This is a genomic window from Pseudomonas mosselii (genome assembly GCF_019823065.1).
Classification (GTDB): Bacteria; Pseudomonadota; Gammaproteobacteria; order Pseudomonadales; family Pseudomonadaceae; genus Aquipseudomonas; species Aquipseudomonas mosselii.
The window spans coordinates 4735133-4757250 of record NZ_CP081966.1; the positions used below are offsets into that span (position 1 = coordinate 4735133).

At 54.5% G+C, this 22118-nt stretch carries 25 protein-coding genes and 1 pseudogene; 20 read left to right on the plus strand and 6 right to left on the minus strand.

The window, feature by feature from the left end; translation table 11 throughout:
- Window positions 1–178: 178 nt before the first annotated feature.
- The 3 genes from K5H97_RS21900 to K5H97_RS21910 all read right to left on the minus strand — a co-directional run bounded on the left by K5H97_RS21900 (window position 179) and on the right by K5H97_RS21910 (window position 2889).
- Complete coding sequence (locus K5H97_RS21900) at window positions 179–421, minus strand: hypothetical protein (protein ID WP_038705588.1); 243 nt, start codon at window positions 419–421, stop codon at window positions 179–181.
- A 1054-nt stretch (window positions 422–1475) separates the two neighbouring features.
- Window positions 1476–2636, minus strand: coding sequence for a tyrosine-type recombinase/integrase (locus K5H97_RS21905; protein WP_028692968.1), 1161 nt, complete (start codon window positions 2634–2636; stop codon window positions 1476–1478).
- Window positions 2611–2889, minus strand: a complete 279-nt coding sequence (locus K5H97_RS21910; protein ID WP_230852927.1) for a helix-turn-helix domain-containing protein — start codon at window positions 2887–2889, stop codon at window positions 2611–2613. The genes K5H97_RS21905 and K5H97_RS21910 overlap by 26 nt, the downstream gene beginning before the upstream one ends.
- 104 nt (window positions 2890–2993) lie before the next feature.
- On the opposite strand from K5H97_RS21910, the gene pilM reads away from it, so the two are divergent.
- From pilM to K5H97_RS21980, 15 genes are all read left to right on the plus strand, one after another.
- A complete protein-coding gene (gene pilM / locus K5H97_RS21915) occupies window positions 2994–3434 on the plus strand; it encodes a type IV pilus biogenesis protein PilM (protein ID WP_023629574.1) in 441 nt (146 codons plus the stop codon).
- 457 nt (window positions 3435–3891) lie between these two features.
- On the plus strand, window positions 3892–4080 hold the full coding sequence (locus K5H97_RS21920; protein WP_023629573.1) for a hypothetical protein: 189 nt from the start codon (window positions 3892–3894) through the stop codon (window positions 4078–4080).
- A gap of 252 nt (window positions 4081–4332) precedes the next feature.
- A complete protein-coding gene (locus K5H97_RS21925) occupies window positions 4333–4683 on the plus strand; it encodes a hypothetical protein (protein WP_023629572.1) in 351 nt (116 codons plus the stop codon).
- Window positions 4684–4932: 249 nt separating this feature from the next.
- Window positions 4933–5058: a hypothetical protein gene (locus K5H97_RS29790; RefSeq protein ID WP_023629570.1), complete on the plus strand. Its 126-nt coding sequence runs from the start codon at window positions 4933–4935 to the stop codon at window positions 5056–5058.
- Between the two features lie 324 nt (window positions 5059–5382).
- The gene (locus K5H97_RS21930) at window positions 5383–5955 is read left to right on the plus strand and encodes an STY4534 family ICE replication protein (protein WP_028692967.1); all 573 of its coding nucleotides are present in this window, start codon (window positions 5383–5385) and stop codon (window positions 5953–5955) included.
- Between the two features lie 53 nt (window positions 5956–6008).
- Complete coding sequence (locus tag K5H97_RS21935; protein WP_023629568.1) at window positions 6009–6167, plus strand: hypothetical protein; 159 nt, start codon at window positions 6009–6011, stop codon at window positions 6165–6167.
- A 76-nt stretch (window positions 6168–6243) separates the two neighbouring features.
- Window positions 6244–6669 carry a hypothetical protein gene (locus tag K5H97_RS21940; RefSeq protein ID WP_023629567.1) on the plus strand — a complete coding sequence of 142 codons (426 nt, stop codon included), beginning with the start codon at window positions 6244–6246 and terminating at the stop codon, window positions 6667–6669.
- A gap of 231 nt (window positions 6670–6900) precedes the next feature.
- Window positions 6901–7251 (plus strand): hypothetical protein, encoded by a 351-nt coding sequence (locus K5H97_RS21945; RefSeq protein ID WP_023629565.1) that lies wholly within the window; start codon window positions 6901–6903, stop codon window positions 7249–7251.
- Window positions 7252–7558: 307 nt separating this feature from the next.
- Window positions 7559–7879 carry a hypothetical protein gene (locus K5H97_RS21950; protein ID WP_028692966.1) on the plus strand — a complete coding sequence of 107 codons (321 nt, stop codon included), beginning with the start codon at window positions 7559–7561 and terminating at the stop codon, window positions 7877–7879.
- A gap of 69 nt (window positions 7880–7948) precedes the next feature.
- Window positions 7949–8359 (plus strand): DUF5983 family protein, encoded by a 411-nt coding sequence (locus K5H97_RS21955; protein ID WP_023629564.1) that lies wholly within the window; start codon window positions 7949–7951, stop codon window positions 8357–8359.
- A gap of 60 nt (window positions 8360–8419) precedes the next feature.
- Complete coding sequence (locus K5H97_RS21960) at window positions 8420–9025, plus strand: DUF3275 family protein (RefSeq protein WP_023629563.1); 606 nt, start codon at window positions 8420–8422, stop codon at window positions 9023–9025.
- Window positions 9026–9117: 92 nt separating this feature from the next.
- On the plus strand, window positions 9118–9372 hold the full coding sequence (locus tag K5H97_RS21965) for a hypothetical protein (protein ID WP_023629562.1): 255 nt from the start codon (window positions 9118–9120) through the stop codon (window positions 9370–9372).
- Between the two features lie 63 nt (window positions 9373–9435).
- Window positions 9436–10032 carry a hypothetical protein gene (locus K5H97_RS21970; protein WP_023629561.1) on the plus strand — a complete coding sequence of 199 codons (597 nt, stop codon included), beginning with the start codon at window positions 9436–9438 and terminating at the stop codon, window positions 10030–10032.
- Window positions 10033–10064: 32 nt separating this feature from the next.
- Window positions 10065–11504, plus strand: coding sequence for a DUF6094 domain-containing protein (locus K5H97_RS21975; protein ID WP_023629560.1), 1440 nt, complete (start codon window positions 10065–10067; stop codon window positions 11502–11504).
- Between the two features lie 98 nt (window positions 11505–11602).
- Window positions 11603–13852: an SNF2-related protein gene (locus tag K5H97_RS21980; protein ID WP_028692964.1), complete on the plus strand. Its 2250-nt coding sequence runs from the start codon at window positions 11603–11605 to the stop codon at window positions 13850–13852.
- Between the two features lie 41 nt (window positions 13853–13893).
- On the opposite strand, the gene K5H97_RS21985 is transcribed toward K5H97_RS21980, so the two are convergent.
- The 3 genes from K5H97_RS21985 to K5H97_RS21995 are packed head-to-tail and all read right to left on the minus strand — an operon-like array spanning window position 13894 to window position 16711.
- The gene (locus tag K5H97_RS21985; RefSeq protein WP_028692963.1) at window positions 13894–15234 is read right to left on the minus strand and encodes a hypothetical protein; all 1341 of its coding nucleotides are present in this window, start codon (window positions 15232–15234) and stop codon (window positions 13894–13896) included.
- Window positions 15179–15967 (minus strand): hypothetical protein, encoded by a 789-nt coding sequence (locus tag K5H97_RS21990; RefSeq protein WP_081011201.1) that lies wholly within the window; start codon window positions 15965–15967, stop codon window positions 15179–15181. The genes K5H97_RS21985 and K5H97_RS21990 overlap by 56 nt, the downstream gene beginning before the upstream one ends.
- Before the next feature lie 57 nt (window positions 15968–16024).
- The gene (locus K5H97_RS21995) at window positions 16025–16711 is read right to left on the minus strand and encodes an SOS response-associated peptidase family protein (RefSeq protein ID WP_028692962.1); all 687 of its coding nucleotides are present in this window, start codon (window positions 16709–16711) and stop codon (window positions 16025–16027) included.
- Between the two features lie 106 nt (window positions 16712–16817).
- Between K5H97_RS21995 and K5H97_RS22000 the strand changes: the two genes are divergently transcribed.
- The 5 genes and pseudogenes from K5H97_RS22000 to K5H97_RS22020 all read left to right on the plus strand — a co-directional run bounded on the left by K5H97_RS22000 (window position 16818) and on the right by K5H97_RS22020 (window position 22115).
- On the plus strand, window positions 16818–17246 hold the full coding sequence (locus K5H97_RS22000; protein ID WP_028692961.1) for a LexA family protein: 429 nt from the start codon (window positions 16818–16820) through the stop codon (window positions 17244–17246).
- Window positions 17236–17355: pseudogene (locus tag K5H97_RS22005) on the plus strand (Y-family DNA polymerase); the annotation flags it as partial. The gene K5H97_RS22000 and the pseudogene K5H97_RS22005, both read left to right, overlap by 11 nt.
- A 119-nt stretch (window positions 17356–17474) precedes the next feature.
- A complete protein-coding gene (locus K5H97_RS22010) occupies window positions 17475–18632 on the plus strand; it encodes a tyrosine-type recombinase/integrase (RefSeq protein WP_028692960.1) in 1158 nt (385 codons plus the stop codon).
- Between the two features lie 10 nt (window positions 18633–18642).
- On the plus strand, window positions 18643–20250 hold the full coding sequence (locus K5H97_RS22015; protein WP_032904191.1) for a hypothetical protein: 1608 nt from the start codon (window positions 18643–18645) through the stop codon (window positions 20248–20250).
- A 98-nt stretch (window positions 20251–20348) separates the two neighbouring features.
- A complete protein-coding gene (locus K5H97_RS22020; protein WP_248691168.1) occupies window positions 20349–22115 on the plus strand; it encodes a tyrosine-type recombinase/integrase in 1767 nt (588 codons plus the stop codon).
- The last annotated feature ends 3 nt before the right edge of the window (window positions 22116–22118 follow it).

Consider the following 22118-nt stretch of genomic DNA (forward strand, 5'->3'; position numbering starts at 1 on the left):
AGCATAATCGGGTCTCGGGGCAGGGTGAGGGTTTGACGCATCGGAAGCCGACCAAGTACAGCTATCTTGGGTACTGCCGCTTGGAAGAGGGATTTGCTGGCCGTGGGTGATAAATCCAGTAAGAACCTTTCCACCGCCAGCTGAACGCCACACCCCGGATTGGCAAGATGGTTATGCGTTACGTCGAACTGCTTGCCTGGCCTTGTAGTTTTAATAAGTTGTTCAAGTGTTGGTCTAGTGACGAAATTTGGTCGGAATCGGCCAAGCCTCGAGAAATCTGTCGCAAAGTCTCTAATGCTTTAGCAGACTCTGCAACAGCCTCAGAGTGTTCTTTGGTCGCCAACTGCTCAAGAAGAGCATGCTGTGAGCTCAAGCTGGAAATAGTGGCCTTGATGAAAACGAGAAAATCCAAACTATTCATCTCACCACTCCCTTATCGATGAGGTTATTGGTAGGTCTTTAACCCCAACCGTGTACCCATAGAAATTGTAATGGGTAAGGACCCCTGCATTCGCCACAGCACAGCTGACGCTACTGCCACAGAACACGTATCCGAAACCACCGCATACATTGGACCGACACTTGATGGTTCCAGAAAACAGACTACCCGTTACGCTACCGGTGCCGCTGTACCCAGTATTGCCGTTAATGCCGATTTGCCATCCGCCAAGCTCGCCCGAGCCGGCGGCTGTCCACACACCGGATTGGCAAACCTATTGGACACAAAAGAATGGAACTGCTGCTCCACCTGAAGCTATATCTAAGGCTGCGTCACTGAGGCGGAAAGTGAAGGCCGCTGCCGAGCCCCATTCACTAGTCCAGTAATAGACTCCATTATTGAGCCCCATTGATCTCAAAATGTGCATTTCCGACAGGCTTGCCAAATGCCATTTCTCACCCTTGGAACCGCAAACTTGGTTGGCGGCATACCAGGTGTTTGCTGGACTAACTTCGTGTTTAAGTTTTCTATCACCACTGCCAGCCCACACCCCGGATTGGCAAACCTGTTAAGGCTTGCTGCAAGAGTAAGTTAGGCATGGATTACAGCCACCTATCTGGACACCTCGGATCAGGTTTGGAGCCAGTCCCGTCGGGCAGCTATATCCACCGGTAAATCTATTCACGTACTGCCCGGTTATCCCAGTCATAAAGCCAGAACCTACACCATCTGCAGAACCGCCCGATTTCCACACCCCGGATTGGCAAGATGGTTACTTTTGGCAAACGTGATACCAATAGTATGGAGTTGCACCTGCGTAACTGAAACCTGTGAGGTTTGAGGAAAATCCCAACGGACAACTACATGCACCTGTTTGGGGGTTGGCAATACCACATCCTGATTCGGTCATTGACCCAACTCCTGTATATGCTCCCCCAAACCTTGCCGACACTGCTTTCCAAGCACCGGATTGGCAATAGGATTTCCCCAAGATGCCCAATCCACAAGGCCTGGGCAATCTCAAGACATCACCTAATCACCGCAAAAAAGTGTGAGCCCCATCTGAGGGGCAATTCTGGCTCAACGGGTCGAGCATGATTATTTCGCCCTCGTTAACCTGCTCCAGATACTGATCAGGAGCTGGAATAGGCTCCTTGTCCCTTAACGACACCATCAGATGACGTAGCAGCGCATCTTCCGCCACTCGCTTTGCCAACTCTGCAGTACCCCCAGCGCCTTGTACACCATCGAAGTCGAGCACCCGCACGGTGACGCCGCTGGGTGTTTCCGAAACGACAGCAGGATACGGCACCAGGTGATTGATGATCACCTGCTGGCCACGGTGCTTGTTCCCCTCAAGCTTTTTCACCAATCGGGACGCTTTCAAGTGGGTGTACCTCTTCAACATCGCCAGGCTCTTGTGACCACTGATCGCAGCAATTTCCATAATGTCGAGTGTGCCGAGCTCGAAGAGGCGCGAGCAGGCTTCATGCCGGAGGTCGTGGAAATGAAGGTCCTTGATGTCCAGCCGTTGCAGCATGATGCGCCAGGCCGACTTCAACCCATTAGCGGTATAGCCAAACACCTTGCCCTTCGTCCGTGCCCCGAGCTGGATCAACGCATCACGAGCTTTGAGGCTCAGGGGCACATCCCTCTTCGATCCGTTCTTGGTATCGGGGAGGTGCGCAATTCGCCGCTGTAGGCTGATGTGCTCCCACTCAAGCTTCAACAGTTCCCCCTGGCGCATAGCTGTCTCGATCGCCAGCACAACCAGGACATAGAGGTCTGGTGTGGGATGCGCATGGCAATAACGCATGATCTGGCGCTCCTCGCGGGCAGTTAGTCGCCGATCTCGGCCAGGTGCTGCTTTCGGTTTGCGTACGTTCGAGACCGGGTTCGACTCGCACACCCCCCACTCGATCCGGCCAATGTCGAACACGTTCGACAGCAGCGACATTTCCAGGCGCACCGTAGATGGTGATATGGGTAAACCCGTTTTAGGGTTGGTCTGCAAGAGACGCTCGTCGCGGAGACTAGCGATATCAGGGCTTCGAAAATCACGCATGTTCTTGTCGGCATACTTCGACTTAAGCAGACTTGAGATACGGTAACTCTCTTGTACAAAGCCTTTCTTTAGTACGGAGACTTTCTGTCGATAAAGGGTCAGGCCTTCAGCGAGCGTCATGTCCTGGGTCATTCAACTCTTCCAGTTTGGCCTGCAGCAGCCTGGCCAGCTGGTCGAATTGGATTTCCAATGCGCAGCAAAGGTTGAAAACGGTATCCAGGGTTGGAGATTTGTGGCCACGCTCAAGCAGACTGATGTACGACCTATCTACACCAGCTTCGAAGCTCAGCTTTTCTTGCGAGATGCCCCGAGCAGTGCGCAGCTCGGCCAGCACCATGCCGAATGCATGATTGTGCTTTTTCGAAGAGTCTGGTTGTAATTCCAAAAGTCCAACCCGAGATCACGAGATCAAAGGTCAGAATTTTCGGGTTGTTGACTATAATCGTCAGCGGACTATAGTCCACAACGCTCATCCCCCAGGATTTCCTCATGTACATCTACTGGATCGCTATGACCCTGCTGATCGTGGCAGGAGGCATCTTCACTCAGGTGCAGCACACCGATGAGGCCGTGACTGAGCAGGCCACGATCGATGCCCTCAGCCGGAGTATGTTGATCTACCGCTCGGCCGCAGCAGAGTATGCCCGGACCAACCCTGGGTTCACTGGAGCACCGACGGACTCATCCCTGAACCTTCCAAGCTGGTACACCAAGCAAAGCGGGATCGCCACATACATCGTGAGTGGTGTGTCCTACACCTACATCGCGGGAACGGTTCCTGCCGGCCTGCCGGCTGCACTGACCGAGCGCACTGAGTCCGCCACCGTTGGTGTGAAGAGGTCTGGCCAGTTGTTCTCACCGAAGGTGGGTAACATGGCCATAGCCGTTCCAGCGCCCGTCCCAGAGGGGGCAGTCGTTGCGGTCTATTGACAGTTGACGCCTCGCGAAAAAGCCTACGAGCCTTGCATCCCGGCCATGGTACAACCCATAATGACATCAGTTTTGGTTCAACCCCGCTGGCTACTGACGGTCATCAGTAGCGCCCAGGTGTTGTGGTTCGCCTCAACACCAAACCGTAAGCACGCTATAGCTCCGGGAAGGGCGTGCGGATCTGGTTGAAAGCTCTCCCTGTGTCTCCCTGCTCTCTCTAGTCGCGCAGCCGTCTAACTCGTGATGATCGAGTTCACAGGCACATAGAGTTTCAAGAGGTTCGGTGCTTCTTTGATCCAAGGGCCACATTGGTAATGTGGCCCCTCCTCTTTCCTTCCCCTTGGGTAGCCTGATGGACTTGTCGAAGGTCCATGAGGCTACCCAATGGGTACTCTCTCCTTTGCCGGTGGCCCGCCGGCGATAAGCCGGGCTCCTTTTGTGCGCGGATGCGTGCCTCATGTTTGCTGGCCAAAGCCACGAGAATGGCCAGGTGATGAGAGTCGAAACGATCAATGCCCAGGGATCGACGATTCCGACACAGGTGGCTCCTTCAACTTTTTTTTTCAACCACGGCTGGGTCACCTTTCAAGGGCTGATCCAGCCGGACTTCTCCCTCCATCTCTCCCCCCTTTCCCCCTCCGCTTGACACAACCCTTCCCCGCTCCGATTATTAAGCCGTGATCTGCTGACGTCGTCAGCAACATGCCCCATGCAGCTCGGATCCGTAATGCTGCAGCACGAAGTCTGTGTGATCCACCAGCCCAAGGTCGTTTAGCTTCTGGTAGCACGACCGGTCGACCTCCGTCGATAGAAGCTCCTTCCGCAAACCCAGCGGGGAATACATTTCCCCGTTAGGGACAGTGTTTTCTCCGCATTTTTTAACCGCAGGAGAAACACCATGACCGCAATGTCCGCACCCTCCATCGGCTTCCGTTTTGGCTACGCGCTCGGCACCCTCACCCGTGAGTTCCTGCGCGCCATGAAACGTCCAGCCCCAGTAGTCCCAGCACATGTTCGGCCTGTTGTACAACTCGCGAACATAGCACCCACCCGCAGCGACTGGGATGAGCTTTGCCGCATTCCAACCCTCGCACGCCGCGGTGTTGATCTGAACCAGTGGTTCGAAAACAACACCAAAGCGGTACCACCGACCAAGCGCCGTACCCGTCAGCGCAAGCCGAGCAAACCCAAAGCATCAGAGCTGCGTATGGGCCCGCTGAACGACCTCATAGCTCCAGTTGCGATCTAACTCCCTCCAACCTCACCCAGTGCCAGGCACCCCACCTGGCAAGGTGAGGGCCTGGCGATCAAAGGAACGCCATGGTTTCAAAAAAACGTGCCGCTGTGGCAGACGACCTTCGCAAGATCGGAACGACGGCCGTTGCCGCCGCCCTCGTAGGTATCTTCCTCAGCACTAGCCGTCTCCTGACCGCTTTCGCCCTCGTGGTAGGTGTTGTAATCTGGATCACAGGCATTTACCTCACCCCGGAGGAATGACATGAGCCAAACCACATTCGGCATCCTCATGTTCACCGCCCTGCTCGTCATCTGCGTCGGCATGGCAGTTTGGGCCGATTGGCCTAATATCAAACGCCGGTGCCAGAAGATTCTTCGAGCACATTGATCATCGATTTTCCCTACTTAACCCTCCACCTGGAGGGTTTTTTTCTTTCAGGGCTTGACAATGTGTTTCTCCGTTTCCATCCTTGTGACCGTGAGCTGCTGACGTCGTCAGTAACCCAAGCCCGAGCAGTCATGATCTGAAAGACTGCTACACCCACTGCGGTGTTGATCTCCCCAAAATCGCCAAGCTTCCGGAAGCGCGATTGATCAATCGAGAGATTGATGGAAGCCCACCCAACTTGCTACATCCCAACCCACGCGGGGAATACTTTCCCCCATGGGCGAAGTGTTTCTCCGCTTTCGCTATTGAAACTGGAGAATCACCATGAGCAACCAATCCAACGAAGCCAAATTCTTCGACCTGCACACCACTGGCATCGGCTACCTCAACCGTATCCGTGAAGTAAGCCCCCGCAAGGGCAAGCCCTTCACCTGTGTCACCGTTGCAGCTTTGCACGGCGCGACTGATAAAGCCGAGTATTCCTACATCGACTGCAACGTTGTCGGTGCTGAGGCAGAATCGCTGGTTAAACGCTGCCAGCAGGCCGTTGAAGCCAAAAAGAAGGTGCTCGTCTCCTTCCGAATCGGCGACATCTGGGCTGACGCTTTCACCTATGATAAAGGCGACAAGAAGGGCCAGGCCGGCGCAAGCCTCAAAGGCCGTCTGCTCTTCATCGGCTGGATCAAAGTTGACGGCAAGCTGGTTTACGAAGCGAAGCCGAAAAATGCCACCCCGCCCACTGACAATCAGGGACAACCTGGTGTTGATCAAACGTTGAATCAGGAACAACCTGAGCAACCCGTGAATCAGGGACAGCCAGTCGCCGACCAATTCGGTGAGCAACTCGACCCTGTCCTCGGTAATGATCTTCCCAAGGAAGCCAACCAGGCTGCATAACCCCTATCAAGGCGCTGATTTCAGCGCCTTCATATTCTGCCAAGGAGGCAGTCATGAAAATCCTGTTCGCGTTGAACCTTCTAATCCTGGTCGCCGCTGTAATCCTCGGCGACATTGTTTTCGGTGCCTGCGCTTTCATTGGGCTGAGCGGTTTCGCGATTAACGTGCTCAACCGCAAAGCCAGCACAGTCCCGACTGCGCTCCCCCACTGATCACTAACCTGATTCCTACCCAATAGGGGACGACGATCCCCTTCGGGAGGCGTTTTTCCTCACAAAGGACTTCGCCATGCCCTACTGCATCACTGTCGCTGGAGATATTCAGCAGTGCTTCCCTGACTTCGCTACCGCGCGCTCAGATATTCAGGAGCTGCGTAACCAGGGTCAGAAACCTAGGCTGTACTACTCGACCTCATTCGCGCATCTGGGCTGTGAGATCGATGATAACGGGGTGCGAATCCCAGACTACACGAACATGCAGTGGTGCGATTACGCCAAGCTGCTTCCTCACTTCGCCTCATCCTGGTCAATCACGGATGATGAACTGTCAAATGACAGATATCGTCTTGTTGATGTCTATGCGCAACTCAGCGGCCGTGAATACCATCTAGCTGACATGGCCTATGCCCGAGGCGAGATAACTCCCAAGGATCTTCGGGTTAATACATGCCTTATCAGGGTCATACAGGGTCTTATGGATCCGAATGATCTGTAGCATTTCACTTAACCGTATCGGGAACATCACCCGATCTGGCTGATGATCCTCAATGGAGAGACATCATGCCTCTGCTGAACTTCGAGCGAAATTTCGAACTCCTCTACGTACCAATCGATGCGACGTATGCCATCGTGCTGTAACAACCAGACATCCTTCGGCTGCGCTCTTATAAACCTTATCGGGTACATCACCCGAGCGGGTTGGTGACCCCCTCATCGGAGAATCACCATGTCTGAAGCCACCCAAGTCTTCAATGGCGTCATGTTCATCACCAATCCCTTCGAGAAACGAGTTGCCGGGGCCTTCATCCGCGTAGACGTGCTTGAGCGGCGGTTCGCGGACTCAATCAAAGCTAGCTCGAACCTCGCCCTGGATCGCTGTGGCCAACACTTCGAACTGTACGAGATGAGCCTGCTCACTACGCTGCGCGATCAGTATGCAGCTCTCACCTTTCCTCACGACCAGTTGTTCAAACGTGAGGCAGAACGGCAAGGCTTCCAGCTCGATGATGAGCACTACCGCGCTGTACAGGAAGCTAGTTCCAACCTCTGGGAAGAGATCTACGAAGACATGATCTGACCCACCCTGTATCACCAGTCCTCCACCCCGAAGGGTATCCCTTCGGGGGGACTTTCAAAGCAGACACCTGGCAACTGTGAGGCCTCAGCCTACAGTCCGGGAAACGAATTCCGTATTGGTTCACTGTCGTTGACAGTGCCTCCCGGAGCCAGGGTTTAAGGCTCCAGCGCGTTGCGCCAACCCACCCAAGATCGCCGAGCACTCGGCAGCGCGATCGCATCACCCAGTGATGGAGTGCCTTCTACATTACCTACCTGCGGGGATCTCATCCTCGCGGACGAGGCCTCGCTTTATTTGGAGACCTCATATGTCGTTTTCCCCCGCCTCATCCGAGGCATACCTCACCCTTCCTGTAGTCTTGGACAACCCGGCTTGGATGCGGGCGGTCTATCTCGAAAACCCCATGCGGGTGGCCGAGATGAGCCAACGCCTCGCCACTGTCGTCCAGGCGGCGTGGCAAGAGCTCAAGCAGCAGCCTCAGGCCAGTGCTCTGTCCTTCGGTGTGTACACGAAGCGCCACACCGGCCGCGACCGTGACTGGGTCGCCCTCATGTTGCAAATCGTGACCCCCGAGGACGAGCCATCCTACATCCAGATCCAGCTGCAGCACGCTGCAGACCCCGCCTGACACAGCCATTTTTACTCACCCAGAGGGGTCACCCTCTGGGGTGGCTTCTCTCAACCAGGAGCACGCCACATGGCACAATCACCCAACCCATTCCACATCGCTACCGGCGATCACCCTGTACCTCATCCTTGCTACAGCCAAGCGTTCGAGATCGCCTCGGCACACTTGCCCGAGGAGGACTGGGAGGAGCTGCAGGCACTCGTAGAAACTGCTGATACAGCTCTGCTTCATTTCGAGTGCTTCACCCTGCCCGACAGTGACGCCATCGGCTTCAAACTTCTCAGTACGCCCTGGACCGACCAACATCTGGGACAGCACTGGGGGTACGACCTGTCGACACTTCAAGCTCTGCAAGCCGCCGAGGGTTTCAGCGAGGAGACCATCCAAGTGCTCACCCTTGCCGCTCAGGCTGAAGTGAGGTTCCTGGTCATCGACCCCAACAGCAACGTTCTCTACGGTCTGCCTCTGTTCGACTACTGATCACCTTCCACCTCGCGGGGAGCACCCGCTGGTGTTCCCCATGCCTTACGGGGAGCGCACATGATCTCCATCACCGGCCAGTTGGCCATCCGCACCATCTCCGGTCGACTCGGGCTCTTCAACGTCGGCCGCCTCAGTACCTCGATCGGTGAGTTCACCATCAAGGATGCTCTCCTGGATCAGTACCAGGAGGGTAAATACCGAGGTGACTTCGCAATCAAGCAGATTCGACCTTCGTACTACTCGCACGGCGGTCGACTCGTTGTTGAGATCAGGGCTGAACTTGAGGGCATGACCCTGGAGGATGTCACAGGTCTCAGTCGCGAGGACGAAGAACACCTGCCAACAAACGTCCCTGACCCTCTTGAAGAGGACGGGCCACCATCCACACCGATACCGCCACGTCGGACTCCAAATACACCGGCGCGACGGCCCCAAACTGATGCCTTCGCCTCGGATGAGCCCTTCGGGATGAGTCCAACGGCACCGCCAAGCACGAACGACATCGATGCCGAGCTGTTTGGCACGGTGTGGCCACTGGGCGAAACCGTGAGGCTCGACACTACCGTTGACCGACAACGGCTTCGCGCCCAATGCACCCGACTGGACCAGCTCGGTTTCACCATGGACTTCAAAACTCAAACCTGGACCAGGGCCTCGCTTTAAAGCGCCCTGCCACACCACTGCCGTGGTCAACCTGAACCACGCACCCTGAGGGGCCTCCTCGGGGGGCTCCATTCTCTACCTGGAGCACCACCATGAACGCCATCTTCAGCAACTTGAGCAAACAAACCCTCGCGAACATCGAGGACCAGCTGTCCAACAACGAGGTGTCGACTGACGAGGAGCTCGTCGACCTGTTCATCGAGGAGTTGGAGCTCACACTGGACCAGGCGGAGGCCGCTATCCGCCTGCGTGACCAGTATCGCATCCAGATTTTCCTTGCTGGTCACGGGCCACTGCACAATGAGAAACCCGTGGTGTTCGATCCAGACACCAGGACCTTCAACTAACCACCAGACCACCCCGGGGGGCTTCCGCCCTCTGGGACGGACGCCTCCACTACGGAGGCCATCATGCACCCATCCCCCTTGTTCCAGATCGAAGAATGCCCGGACCTGTACGTCGACGCCTGTGTGTGCGACGAGCAACGCAACCTGGTGTTCATGTCGGCCTGGGGTCGTGACACCGCACTGCAGGAGTTTCTGGCCAGGCTCACACTTGGCCGAGAAGAGAATGGCATCGAGCAGTTCCACATTCTCGTCGACGGGCGGAGCATTCCCGTTTTCCCTAACCATGACCTACTGGAAAAGCGCACCACACGGCAATTCCGCGGCACCCTATTCGGCAGCATGTTGCACCTCTGGCTGTTCGATCGGCGCGCTTCGGTGCCCGACCAAGCCAATCACTTCGCTTTTGCCCTCCTGGAGCGCAATGAAGCCCCTCACCAACGGCTTTGGCCACTGGTGATCGAGACCTGCCCGCTTCCCCTTCTCCCCCACTGGCACGAGCCCGTGATGGAAGTCCTCACCCAGCACCGCATGCTGACTGCCCTACCCGGGGCGATCGGCAACGTCTGCGCCTGGCGGCTCGCTCTTCAGCTCGACGTGCTCGAGCCCTCCCTCGGAGAGCTGATCCGTCGCGGCGAACTCACTATCGAAGCTCAGGCGTAGGCCTGGGCTCACCTATGACTCAAGGAACGCTTATGGCCCTTATGTTTCCGCGCCTGGCGCGCAACTTTGCCCGCAACGGCTACTACCCCACCGATGAGATCACGCTCGAACGCACGCTGCAGGCGCTCACTCCCGCCACCTCGGGCAGGATGAGGATCTGCGACCCCTGCGCCGGCGAGGGTGTTGCCCTTGCTGAAGCAGCTCACCTCCTGGGCCGCGACCAGGTCCAAGCATTCGCCGTCGAGTACGATCGCGAACGCGCGGATCACGCGCGTGGCCTGCTCGATCGGGTGCTGCACAGCGACCTCTTCGACACCTTGATCAGCCGCCAGTCGTTCGGCTTGCTCTGGCTCAACCCACCCTACGGTGACCTGGTCGCGGATCACTCCGGTGCATCCCAGTACCAAGGCAGCGGCCGCCGGCGCTTGGAGAAAGCTTTTTATCAACGCTGCCTCCCGCTTCTGCAGTACGGCGGCGTCATGGTGCTCATCGTTCCTCACTACGTGCTGGACGACGAGTTCACTGGATGGCTGAGCAACCACTTCACCGAAATGCGTGTATACGGTGCTGCAGACCCCACCTTCAAACAGGTGGTGATCTTCGGCATCCGTGTACGTCGGCAGGACCTGGCCCGGGTTTCCACCAACCAGGTGAGGTCTCGCCTGCAGGCGATCGGCGCCGGCCAGGAGCAAGCTGAGGAGATCCCAGCCAACTGGACATGGGAGCCGTACCTCGTCCCGTCAGCTGCTAGCGAGCTGGAGCACTTCTACCGCATTACCCTGGAGCCGGAGCAATTCGCCTCCGAGATCCTGCGGTTGCGGGGCCTCTGGCCAGACTTCAACTTGCACTTCGGGAAAACCGGGCTTCAACCCCGAGCCCCTGTCCGCGAGCTTTCACGCTGGCACCTCGCACTGGCCCTGGCCGCCGGCGCAATCTCCGGTGTTGTACGTTCGAAGTCGGGGCGGACCTTGGTCGTGAAGGGTGATACCTACAAGGACAAGGTGCGCAAGACCGAATTCACTGAGGACGAGAAGGGTAACGTCTCAGAAGTCAGGATCCTCACCGACCGGTTCATTCCGATCATCCGCGCCTGGGAAATGACACCTTCCTCGGTGAACCACGGCCAGGTGCTGATCATCAGTTCCTCACCGGCGAGCAACGACGAAACGCCTGCAACCGACCAGTCAGTTGCAACGCCGCTGTTCAACCCGGGGCAGATCATGATGACCGCTGCTGTCAGCCATCTGGTCGAAACCGGGCAGCTCAACCCTACTCCCGCGCTGAAACGCCATCTTGCTGGCGACTGGGGTGAGCTATGCGATGACGATCGATCCTCCAATCAGCTCGCGCTTACCCATGGAGACCGTTTGTTCTCAAGCTACGACATCGACGCCGGCGACGAGTCCAGGCTCTGGATCATCACCGAAGCCGACCGCAGCTCCACTACCCTGCTACTTCCCAGCGACTACTGACCAGCGCCACAACAGCTCCCCACCCCACACCAACCCACAGGGTATGTCCATACCCGTCTGGGTTTGTGCATGCCCTGTTTTCCCTGCAGGAGATGCACATGAACGCACTGACCCAGGCGGCCGCCTCGGCCAACTCCCCCCTGAATATCAACCTGACCGATTTCATCGACGAGTTCGGCGACGAGCTCTTGGAATCACTCAACCGCTCCAACCCTCCGGTCTACACCGGCAGCATTAACGAACAGCGGCAGGCCGTGATGGCGAACCTCAAGCGAACGCCATTCGTGGCGCAAGCTGAGGTTGTCCAAGCTATTGCGGCGCTACTGCTCGATCGCAACGAGCAAGCCGCGATCATCAACGCCGAGATGGGTACCGGGAAGACGATGATGGCCATCGCTGTCGCTGCAGTGATGCATGCATCAGGCTACCGTCGGACACTCGTCATCTCACCGCCCCACCTGGTCTACAAGTGGCGACGTGAGATCCTGGAAACCACGCCAGACGCCCGCGTCTGGGTACTCAACGGCCCGGACACGCTGGTCAAGCTGCTCAAGCTGCGTGACCAGTCGGGGCAAACCTACGACGGCCGGCCGGAGTTCTTCATTCTCGGCCGAGTCAGGATGCGGATGGGTTTCCACTGGCGACTCGCCTGCTGGAAACGGCGTACTGCAGGTGGCCAGCTGCTGGCAGCATGTCCAGATTGTGGCCAGGTCCTCGAGGACCTGGAGGGCAACCTGGTCACCGTGGACGAATTCGAGCGCGGTGATCGCCGTCGCAACTGCACGGCCTGCAACGCTGCCCTCTGGACGCTTATGCGCCCAGGCAAAGCCGATGGTGGGGACCGACGCTCGACGATCCTGAAGTCGATGTGCCGGATACCGACGATCGGCCCGGTCCGGGCGGACCGGCTGCTGAACGACTTCGGCGAGGACTTTCTGGCCTCGATGCTGGTGGACAACGTCTCAGAGTTCATCAACTTGATGGACGCGAAAGGCAACTTCGTCTTCAGCGACCGCCAGGCCAAACGCATGGAGCGGGCGATGGCCAACATCGAGTTCGGATTCGGCGAAGGCGGCTACCAGCCGACAGAGTTCATCAAGCGCTACTTACCCGATGGCTTCTTCGACCTGCTGGTTGTCGACGAGGGGCATGAGTACAAGAACAGCGGCTCGGCCCAAGGCCAGGCCATGGGAGTGTTGGCCGCGAAGGCGCGTAAAACCTTGCTCCTCACCGGGACCTTGATGGGGGGCTACGCCGACGACCTGTTCTACCTCCTGTTCCGCATCCTCACCCAGCGCATGATCGAGGACGGCTACCGACCCAACGCACGCGGCAGCATGGCGCCTGCAGCCATGTCGTTCATGCGCGATCACGGCGTGCTCAAGGACATCTACACCGAGCGCGATGGCGATTCGCACAAGACCGCCAAGGGCAAGAAGCTGTCGGTACGCACCGTGAAGGCCCCAGGCTTCGGCCCTAAAGGCATCCACCGGTTCGTGCTGCCATTCACCGTGTTCCTGAAACTCAAGGATATCGGCGGCAATGTGCTGCCCAGCTACCAGGAGGAATTCATCGACGTGCCCATGGCGCCGGAGCAGGCCTCGGCCTACCTGCGCTTGGCGGCCACGTTGACAGCTGAACTCCGCCAGGCTCTGGCCCGGAGAGACACCACCCTTCTGGGAGTGGTGCTCAATGTGCTGTTGGCCTGGCCGGATTGCTGCTTCCGATCGGAGATGGTCAAACATCCTCGCACCCGAGACACGCTAGCCTTTGTGCCGGCGCTCTTCGGCGACGATGAACTGATGCCCAAGGAGCAGGCGCTGCTGAACCTATGCCTCGAGGAGAAAGCGAAAGGCCGCAAGGTCCTTGCATACACCGTCTACAGCGGGACGCGCGACACCACGTCCAGGCTGAAGAAGGTCCTCGAGCAGGCCGGTCTGCGCGTTGCGGTACTGCGGGCCACGGTTGAAACGGCTCGGCGCGAGGACTGGATCCTCGACCAGGTCGACCGCGGTATCGACGTGCTGCTCACCAACCCGGAGCTGGTCAAGACCGGGCTGGACCTGCTGGACTTCCCAACCATCGCGTTCCTGCAGACGGGGTACAACGTGTACACCCTACAGCAAGCCGCGCGGCGGTCGTGGAGGATTGGGCAGAAACATCCGGTCCGCGTGATTTTCTTCGGCTACGCCGGCAGCTCGCAGATTACCTGCCTGCAACTGATGGCCAAGAAGATCGCGGTGGCGCAGAGCACTTCGGGCGATGTACCGGAATCCGGGCTCGACTCACTGAACCAGGATGGGGACTCTGTTGAAATGGCTCTTGCTAGACAGCTTATAGCTACATGAAAAAAGGGCCACCAATCGGTGGCCTTTTTCCCTGAATGCTATTACTCCGATTCGTAACCGAAGCCACGACAAATCTCCCACACTGCGAGAAACGGAGTTAACATCTGATAACCAAACATCACTTCTTGTTGGCCAGTTTCATATAGATAACAAACATATTCAGTATACACTTCCCTCAAGAGCCCAGTAGTATGCGCCTCCAAATTGTGTGTAAATACCGCATCCACCATACTCGTCTTGAACCCATACCAATCCGGCAGTCCAGTTTCGACATGTATTGATCGCGAATCATTCAGAAGGCAGAACTCCAGCTGATCGCGGACGGCTCGAATCAAACGACCGGTAAAGTCACTTTCCATCGTCTCAAGCCAGTTAAAGCGCTGACCGTCTTTGGTTAGCTGGTTATAAATTAACTGAACTTCAGTCAGCCTCCCGGGTGCAGATCTTCCCCCTATCTCATCATCCTCAGCATACGTTCTCACCGAAGAAAATGGATTCATTGCCGCCACAACAATCATATTAGGATAGGGGAATAGACCCGCGATCTCGCTCCACTTCTGAGAGGCATAAACTATAGAATGGAACCCTTTGGACTCTAAAACCTGCGCAATAGAGTTGCTTATTTGATTCAGCGCATCTTTTGCGTACTGCGGAGGCTCGCTATATTCAGAGTCTATCCAGCCTTTAATCAGCGGAAACGACATGGTCACACAGGTCATGGAGTGATCATTGAATACGTTATTCTCGAACCATTTGTAGTAATTCTCATCAGGGTAAAATACATTAAGACAATAGCGCCCATCCTGACAAGAAGGAATAAGAGATACAATGTTCTTCTTATTCAGCAATAGCTCTTGAACGTATGCATCCTTTACCGTTCTGGTCTCCATCGGCGCAACCAACACAGTGGTGATTGCCGTCTCGTTAACTCCAGGAAATATCGAGCAGAAGTGATTTGCATAGGCTAAGAGTTCAGTAAAAGCTTGGCGTTCGGTTTGCTGCGACTTTTTCAACTCGATGATAGTGATGCCCGTAGACTCTGAGCACCCAAAAAGATCCACGCGAGTCGGATGAGGACCATTTTTTTCAAGCCGTAGCTCCTTAGCCGTTAAGACCAATTCTTCCAGCTGATCCAGAATTTCATTTATGGCACGTTCAACCTTTCGGCGTAGCAAGAAATGAAGCGGTGGAAATTCTTCGCCGTACCACTCCACCGGCTCCCTCCGCCCTGCAATCAAAGAGGAAAAATCTTCTCTATGGTTATTGAATATATAATCCCTGAATGCATTCTCACTTATATTCAGCATAGCAACCTCTTCGATGTAGTCAAAGCGGCGGGCTAACGGAAGAATAGACTGGCGTACTGCGATCGCAAGCTTCACCAGTTAGCTCCTCAACCATCCGATTTTTGGCATCTACCCAGCCTTGGAATACTGTACTACGCTCGTGAATCAAAGGGTGATTTGCGATTGAGGCCGCTATTAAATACGCGATGGCCTGCCCTGCCTCAACGCAGACAAACAAGGCGTGGTTGACTTGCCAGCTATTTTCTCCGTACACGCTAGTAAGCTCAAACCCATGCAAACCTTCTCCAACCGACCCGGAGTCAGACAGATGACCAATCACAGACTTGGTGTTAGGGTGCGCACCAAAATCTATTGAGGCCTCGTAATACCCCCAGACATAATCGGCCATCACCGGATCACTGCACTTTAAAATATCCACAGCTTTTTTAGCAGTAAATACATTCCGACACCTCTTTACAGCATTATCCGACGAATGTCTTTCAAGCCAAACATCAGCCTTGGTAGCGTCATTTGCTATGAGATAAGCGTAACAGGCAGACTCTAACGCAGCTCTAACTATTGGAAAAACGCAAACAACATGCCCAGACAAGGCCTCTCTAATCCCAGCCAGAAGCATGGTATATGCATTTATCATAAGCAAGTTTGCTGTCGGCTCTTGTGAGAGCGGAATAGAGAAAATCTCATCGTGAAAAATATCATCCATCTCAGCAATCAAATGCATGAGCTCAGGGGCTTCATTTGCGTGAGCCTGGGTATTTTCCAGTGTGGCAACCAAGTAATCGCGGACCCTACCAACCTTTATTTTCAATCGATCACCTTGCATATTTACAGATATGTGTATTTTGTCCGACTTTACCCAAAACGGTTAAACCGGTTTTATCAGCTCCGGCCCCTGATTGCGAACATTCCCGACCTGTTTGCTCACTGGGAACCATTGAAAGTCGGTACTATGCCGGCAGCCTGTTTGGACTATTTCTGCCAGCCGTTCAGTTGTTATGCCTGGATCAATCCATTCTCGGGCAAGCTCAGGAGTAAGCACTAACGGCTTACGATCATGGATATCCACCAAACCTTCATCAGCCGCAGCAGTCACGATGACGAAGCCACTGCGTTCATCTGGTTCCAGCCCTGGATGAACCTCGGCCAACGCCGCGAAAAACAATGACCTACCGTCCGCCGCTTGGATGTAGTAAGGCTGCTTGCGCTTCGGATCTGCAACATCGGGTATCCACTCGAACCACCCATTGGCCGGCGCCAAGGCTCGGCCATTCGGCCAAAGCGACTTGAAGAACTTCCCTGTCATCACCGTCTCGGCCCGCGCATTGATCGGGTCGACCCTCTTCCCCTTCGCCCAGAAAGGCGACCATCCCCACTTCACCCGATCGACGTTCAGTCCTCCCGGGGCGGGCCTTATCACCTCCACGCGAGTAGAAGGCGCCACGTTGTAACGGTTGATCCGCTCATGGTCATATCCGTTGATGACCACCAGATCGAGGGCCAACTGCCGCAGGTAGTCGTCCATGCTCTCGTAGATCGAGTACCTCCCACACATACCCACCTCGCTCGTTTGTCGGCTGCCAGGCATCCGCGCATTGACGTAGGAACGCTCTGACAGTTTACTGTATAAATATACAGATATCCTTTTGAGTTGATCTGCCATGACCATCACCTTCCTGGGCGCGCCGACGGGCGGCCTTATGCTGCTGCCGGTGTACTCCTTCCGTGTGCCGGCCGGGTTCCCTTCGCCAGCGGCGGATCACCTGGAGCGTCACATCTCCCTCGACGAGCTGTTCGACCTGCGTGCACCTCACGTGTATCTGGTGCAGGTGGAGGGCGACAGCATGCAGGGCGCCGGGATCTTCTCGGGCGATCTTCTCATCGTAGACCGCAGTAGGGAGGCCGAGCACGGCGATATCGTGATCGCCGCGATCAACACCGAGCCCGTCTGCAAACGCCTTTATCGTCGCGACGGCGTGCTGGTGCTGCAATCGGAGAATCCAGCCTACCCCCCGCGCCACGTTATGGAAGGCGACGACCTGGTCATCTGGGGTGTGGTTCGCTACAGCGTGCGCGATCATGCCCAGTGACCACCAGGTGTTCGCGCTGATCGACTGCAACTCGTTCTATGCGAGCTGCGAGCGCGTGTTCCGGCCGGATCTGGCCAAGACGCCCATCGTGGTGCTGAGCAACAACGATCTGAGGGGTGGGAATCGTTAGTAAATCCTGTAGAGTCCGCGCCACCTTCTGAACCCCTCTGGAACAGCAGTTTCCAGGCTTCATAAGGCAATCCATTGGAAGTGTTTTAGGGCAGCGGCATGAGGCTGGTATTCGCAACAAAAGACCTAGCATTAGCAGGTCGATCCTTTGAAGGCTTTCCGTTGCTGATTGGGTCAGAGGGATGGCCAGTCGAGCCAGCTCAATCCTTCCTTTGGCACACGCTTATCGAGTCAGGTGAGGCCCTAAGCGATTTGACTTGGGAAGCCTATGGACGGCGTCTGTACGATTACTTTGCCTTCCTGGAAGCCAATGGATTGGGCTGGGACGAGGAAAGCCCGGCTCACGGTCTGAGTGCTCTGTCGAGGTACAGGGATTGGTCGAGCGGAGAATTAGCACTTGATCCCGGCACGGTGAACAATCGTCTGGCCTTGATCGTGAGGTTCTACCGATGGGCTAAGCAGCGCAACCTGATAACTGTGCTGCCCTTCGGTGAGAAAAGGGTAAGAGTTGCCCAACATTCCGGTCTTCTCAGTCATATCGCTCTGCCCGGAGCCGAGAGCACGAAAGTTTCGGTGATGGTTCGCGACCGAAAGCGCTTGACCAAATTCCTGACCAAGGATCAAGTCAAGGTATGCCTTGCCCTGGATACCGATCCAAGCCACCAGATATTGTTCCACCTCATGGTGCGTACCGGCCTTCGCTCCTGTGAAGCGAGGTCTTTTCCTCTCAAATATGTGTTCAACCCCAGGTTGAAGAAGGGACTGCGCCCAAGGCAAATGATCAGTGTTGCTCTTGATCCTTCAGACATGCATATCAAGTACGACCGGCCTAGAACTATCGACGTGCCATGGTCGTTGATGGAGAGCATGTGGTCTTACTCCCTTCACCAACGAGAGGTTCGTAAGTCCAATGGTGATGGACGTGTTACCGCGCTGCTGCTGACTAATGAAGGCAGGCATTATTCAAAAGATTCCGTAGTGGACGTTATGAAGTCCTATGAAAGAAAGTGCGGTTTCTATGTTCGGGCCCACATGCTACGCCACACCTATGGGACTTATACCTTGCTTGCTCTTCGAAAAAGCAAAGAGTTTGAAGGTGAGCCATTGTTGTATGTCCGAGATAGGCTGGGGCATTCAGATGTGCAAACAACTATGATCTATTTGCATCTCATAAACCAGCTTGAAGCCCAATCCGTCCTTGCTCACGAGGACGAAATTGACATGATGTTTATGACTGATTCGGTTTCGCGTATTTGAGGTAGCACCATTGGCTCGGCAAAAAAGCTACAAGGCGGTTATGCGGTCGGTTACAAAAGGATTCGAGGCTGTCGAAGATGATATCAAGATTGACCTGCCGAGAAACCCGAGAAACCACAGGCAACTCGATCATACGAAATATTTAGGCTTGGGCTTCGACGCTTGGGCAATTCAAAGTCTTCACGTTATCAAAGCTTTGCTACAAGGAGGAAACTTCTCAGTGACGACCTTGATTGGTTACTCTACGAACGGGCTGAGATTTTTTATAAATTTCTTGAGTGGAGGTTCGGTCAAGTCGCCACCTGCAACGCCAAACAGTCTTACCAAAAGCCACTTGGATCGATACGTCTCTTGGCTGAGGCTAAAATACCCTAACGGCTCGACAGCCAAGAATTACTATACTAGCTTCAAGTCGTTAGTTGTTGTTTTGGCTGAATATGGATTTATTGAAGTTAATCTTGACGATCTTTTGCCCCTCAATCCATTTCCTAATAATTCGCAGAGCACTAAAGATGCAGATCCGCTCACCTTGGGTGAAATGCAAAGGCTGATTGGCGCTTTGAAGTCAGATCTTATTGCCATCCATAAGGGTACATTCCTTGGAAATGGCGCGGAGGCGATGGCTGTATTGCTACTAATTACTGCGGCAAGGTCTGGAATCAATACTACGCCGCTCTTGGAGATGAAAAGGGATGCCCTACAGCCTCACCCATTTATTCCTAATCTCAGGTTGATTACTACCGTCAAACGTCGAGGTAAAGGCGCACAGAGCAAAACAATCCGTCAGACTAATCTGCTAGATGAGTACAGTGCTATTCCCCTGGATGGGGTGGCAGTCCTCAATAAGGCGCTGGAGATTTCTAAGCCACTCGTAGCACTGGCACCTGATGAAATATCTTCATGTGTGTGGTTATATCGCTCGGGCCAGCCTGGCCGCTCGAACGACATCGTTACCCTTACACCCGGTGCTTTATATGTCACGGCAAAAAGCATTTGTGAGCGTCATGCGCTTCAGGATGATCAAGGCAATCGGCTAAATGTCACGCTTAGTCGGCTGCGAAAGACTATGGAAAGCCGTTTGTGGAAACTGAGCGGTGGCGACATTATAGAAGTTTCCTCCGTTATGGGTCATACCCCTGGTGTCGCCGATAATCACTATTTGAAAATCAACGATGAGATCAAGGTCGACGGGGCGACATTTGTTGGGGAGGCTTTTCCGGACAAACTACGTGGCATAAACGTTATACCAACCCCACCAGGCGGCTGCAAAGATAGCCTTTACGGTAGTCTGGCACCAAAGGATGGCGTCAATCATTGTTCTGAATTCATCCACTGCCTCGGTTGCCCTAGCTATGCAATTGTAGGCACCTTGGAGGACTTATACCGGCTGTTCAGCTACCAACAATTCTTGTATGCAGAAGTCGAATACTTTCTCACGGACGAGTGGGGCGCATGGCGCAAGCGTCAGTTTGACTATATTCGATTGATAGATGATTTCACCCAGAAGTTTGATCTTGCATTGGTTTCGCAAGCAAGGGCTCAGGCTGAGTCATCTCCGCACTTGTTCTGGGCTAAAAAAATCGAGTTCATGAAGAAAAAATTGGGCGGCGAAATTTGAGCATAAGAACCACGAATGCGGTGTTAAAGGCATATGATGTCCTCATCGCACAGCCAGTTTCAGCGAATGGTCTAAGTCCCGCAGAGCGGGATGCAATCGTGATCAGCGCTATCGTTAATGAAGATGGAGAAACCTTCGTTCTTAGCAGGTTTGGCGATGCACAGTGGGATCTTCGCCCGTTTTTTGATCAGGCCAATATTGCTCATTCTTATAAATTCATCAACTGGGATATGGGCATGCCTCGGGCGCTTATTGATGACTGCAAAGCTGTTGCTTATGCTTGGTTTAAAAGAGGAATGCCTAGATCCAAACCTCCTATCGCACGGGGCATTACTACTTTCGCCGTCGTCAGCGTGATGCCTTTTGTTCGCTGGTTAAACAATCTAGGAGTTTCAAGCTTTGCAGATGTCCGTCCGATCCATGTCAGCAATTACGTTCATCATTGCAAATATGAATTGAAGTTAAGGCCTCTCCCGCTGTATGGGCGATTACGGGTTATTGATTTTCTTTGGGTGTTTTCTGTCGACACGATGTTTCCCATTCAGAGTTATCCTTGGGGTAATTCGACATTGTGGCGGATTTGTGGGGTCGCGAATGTAAAAGGGTTGGGTGCTGCCACTAAAAACGTCGGGCGAACAGATATCATTCCTCATGATGAACAATCTAGGATTTTCAACTATTGCGAAAGCATTGTCCGGGAGATGAAGGCCGAATTGGCAGTCAATGGTATTGGATATCATCCTAGTGATGAACGGATGGCAATTCGTTGCAGAGATGCTGTTCTGTATATAGTTTCAATCACTAGCGGCATGCGCAATGACGAGGCAATTGGAATTGAGGTTGGCGCTTGGCGCAAAGAGTTAAGAAATGGAATTAATTTTTGCTGGGTGACCACAGTCGAGCACAAGACAGGTAAAGGCCAAGTCGAATATCTTGTGCCAGAACTAACGATTGAAGCTTTAAGTCTTTTGGCAAAATATTCAGCACCCATCAGAAAAGAGCTGGATGAAGAGATTAGACAGCTTGCAAGCAATCGGGATTTTTCGTATTCAACTGAACATCTCCTTAGGCTCGAAAAAGCCCGAAAAGACGCGAATAAACTATTTTTGGGACGAAACACACAAGGAGGGAAAGTTCAGGAAAGCCATCATGTTGAGGCTCTCAGCGGGCAAGCATCCAATGCTGCGTTTGACCGTATAGCTAAAGCCGCTGGAAGCGATTGGCCGTTGAGGACGCATCAATGCAGGCGAACATATGCAAGATGCTTTGTAGAATCCCGTATGGGCCGCACTTCATTGATCTACCTCAAATGGCAGTTCAAACACAGCAGCATGAGTATGACCCAACTCTATGCATCCAATCCGCAGCAAGACCTGACTCTCTTTGATGAGATCTTCCAGCAGATGACAGAGTTTAAAATTGACCTGATCGAATCATGGCTCGATGATCAGCCACTGGCAGGGGGCGCTGGCGAAAAGATTGTGGAATTGCGGGCAATTCCAATCAAGGATAGAGCTGCTTTGCTTGCCCAGACCGCCCCACATGCCAACATTCGTGCGACTGGACACGGCTGGTGCATCGCCACAGAGCGGGGCTGCGGAGGTGCTGGTCTATACGAAGCCACACGGTGTCCAGGGTGCAAAAATTCGGTGATCGATGAAGTCTTCGCCAGCACTTGGCAGGACATCTACATTCAACAGCGAGAGCTGATAAAAATTGAGGATGCAGGCCCGGCTGTTAGGCAGCGCGCAGAACGCGACTTGCAGGTTGCACTAGATGTAATTACGGGTAAGCGGATTAAATGGTTGATCTTACCTTTGCATGAGAGTGAGACAGACCGGCATCTCATCGGATTATCTGGTTGATGC

Bases quoted from the DNA above. Each gene is read 5' to 3' on its own strand.
- K5H97_RS21900 (WP_038705588.1), bottom strand. From the start codon at position 421: ATGAATAGTTTGGATTTTCTCGTTTTCATCAAGGCCACTATTTCCAGC.
- K5H97_RS21905 (WP_028692968.1), bottom strand. From the start codon at position 2,636: ATGACCCAGGACATGACGCTCGCTGAAGGCCTGACCCTTTATCGACAG.
- pilM (WP_023629574.1), top strand. From the start codon at position 2,994: ATGTACATCTACTGGATCGCTATGACCCTGCTGATCGTGGCAGGAGGC.
- K5H97_RS21920 (WP_023629573.1), top strand. From the start codon at position 3,892: ATGTTTGCTGGCCAAAGCCACGAGAATGGCCAGGTGATGAGAGTCGAA.
- K5H97_RS21925 (WP_023629572.1), top strand. From the start codon at position 4,333: ATGACCGCAATGTCCGCACCCTCCATCGGCTTCCGTTTTGGCTACGCG.
- K5H97_RS29790 (WP_023629570.1), top strand. From the start codon at position 4,933: ATGAGCCAAACCACATTCGGCATCCTCATGTTCACCGCCCTGCTCGTC.
- K5H97_RS21930 (WP_028692967.1), top strand. From the start codon at position 5,383: ATGAGCAACCAATCCAACGAAGCCAAATTCTTCGACCTGCACACCACT.
- K5H97_RS21935 (WP_023629568.1), top strand. From the start codon at position 6,009: ATGAAAATCCTGTTCGCGTTGAACCTTCTAATCCTGGTCGCCGCTGTA.
- K5H97_RS21940 (WP_023629567.1), top strand. From the start codon at position 6,244: ATGCCCTACTGCATCACTGTCGCTGGAGATATTCAGCAGTGCTTCCCT.
- K5H97_RS21945 (WP_023629565.1), top strand. From the start codon at position 6,901: ATGTCTGAAGCCACCCAAGTCTTCAATGGCGTCATGTTCATCACCAAT.
- K5H97_RS21950 (WP_028692966.1), top strand. From the start codon at position 7,559: ATGTCGTTTTCCCCCGCCTCATCCGAGGCATACCTCACCCTTCCTGTA.
- K5H97_RS21955 (WP_023629564.1), top strand. From the start codon at position 7,949: ATGGCACAATCACCCAACCCATTCCACATCGCTACCGGCGATCACCCT.
- K5H97_RS21960 (WP_023629563.1), top strand. From the start codon at position 8,420: ATGATCTCCATCACCGGCCAGTTGGCCATCCGCACCATCTCCGGTCGA.
- K5H97_RS21965 (WP_023629562.1), top strand. From the start codon at position 9,118: ATGAACGCCATCTTCAGCAACTTGAGCAAACAAACCCTCGCGAACATC.
- K5H97_RS21970 (WP_023629561.1), top strand. From the start codon at position 9,436: ATGCACCCATCCCCCTTGTTCCAGATCGAAGAATGCCCGGACCTGTAC.
- K5H97_RS21975 (WP_023629560.1), top strand. From the start codon at position 10,065: ATGGCCCTTATGTTTCCGCGCCTGGCGCGCAACTTTGCCCGCAACGGC.
- K5H97_RS21980 (WP_028692964.1), top strand. From the start codon at position 11,603: ATGAACGCACTGACCCAGGCGGCCGCCTCGGCCAACTCCCCCCTGAAT.
- K5H97_RS21995 (WP_028692962.1), bottom strand. From the start codon at position 16,711: ATGTGTGGGAGGTACTCGATCTACGAGAGCATGGACGACTACCTGCGG.
- K5H97_RS22000 (WP_028692961.1), top strand. From the start codon at position 16,818: ATGACCATCACCTTCCTGGGCGCGCCGACGGGCGGCCTTATGCTGCTG.
- K5H97_RS22010 (WP_028692960.1), top strand. From the start codon at position 17,475: ATGAGGCTGGTATTCGCAACAAAAGACCTAGCATTAGCAGGTCGATCC.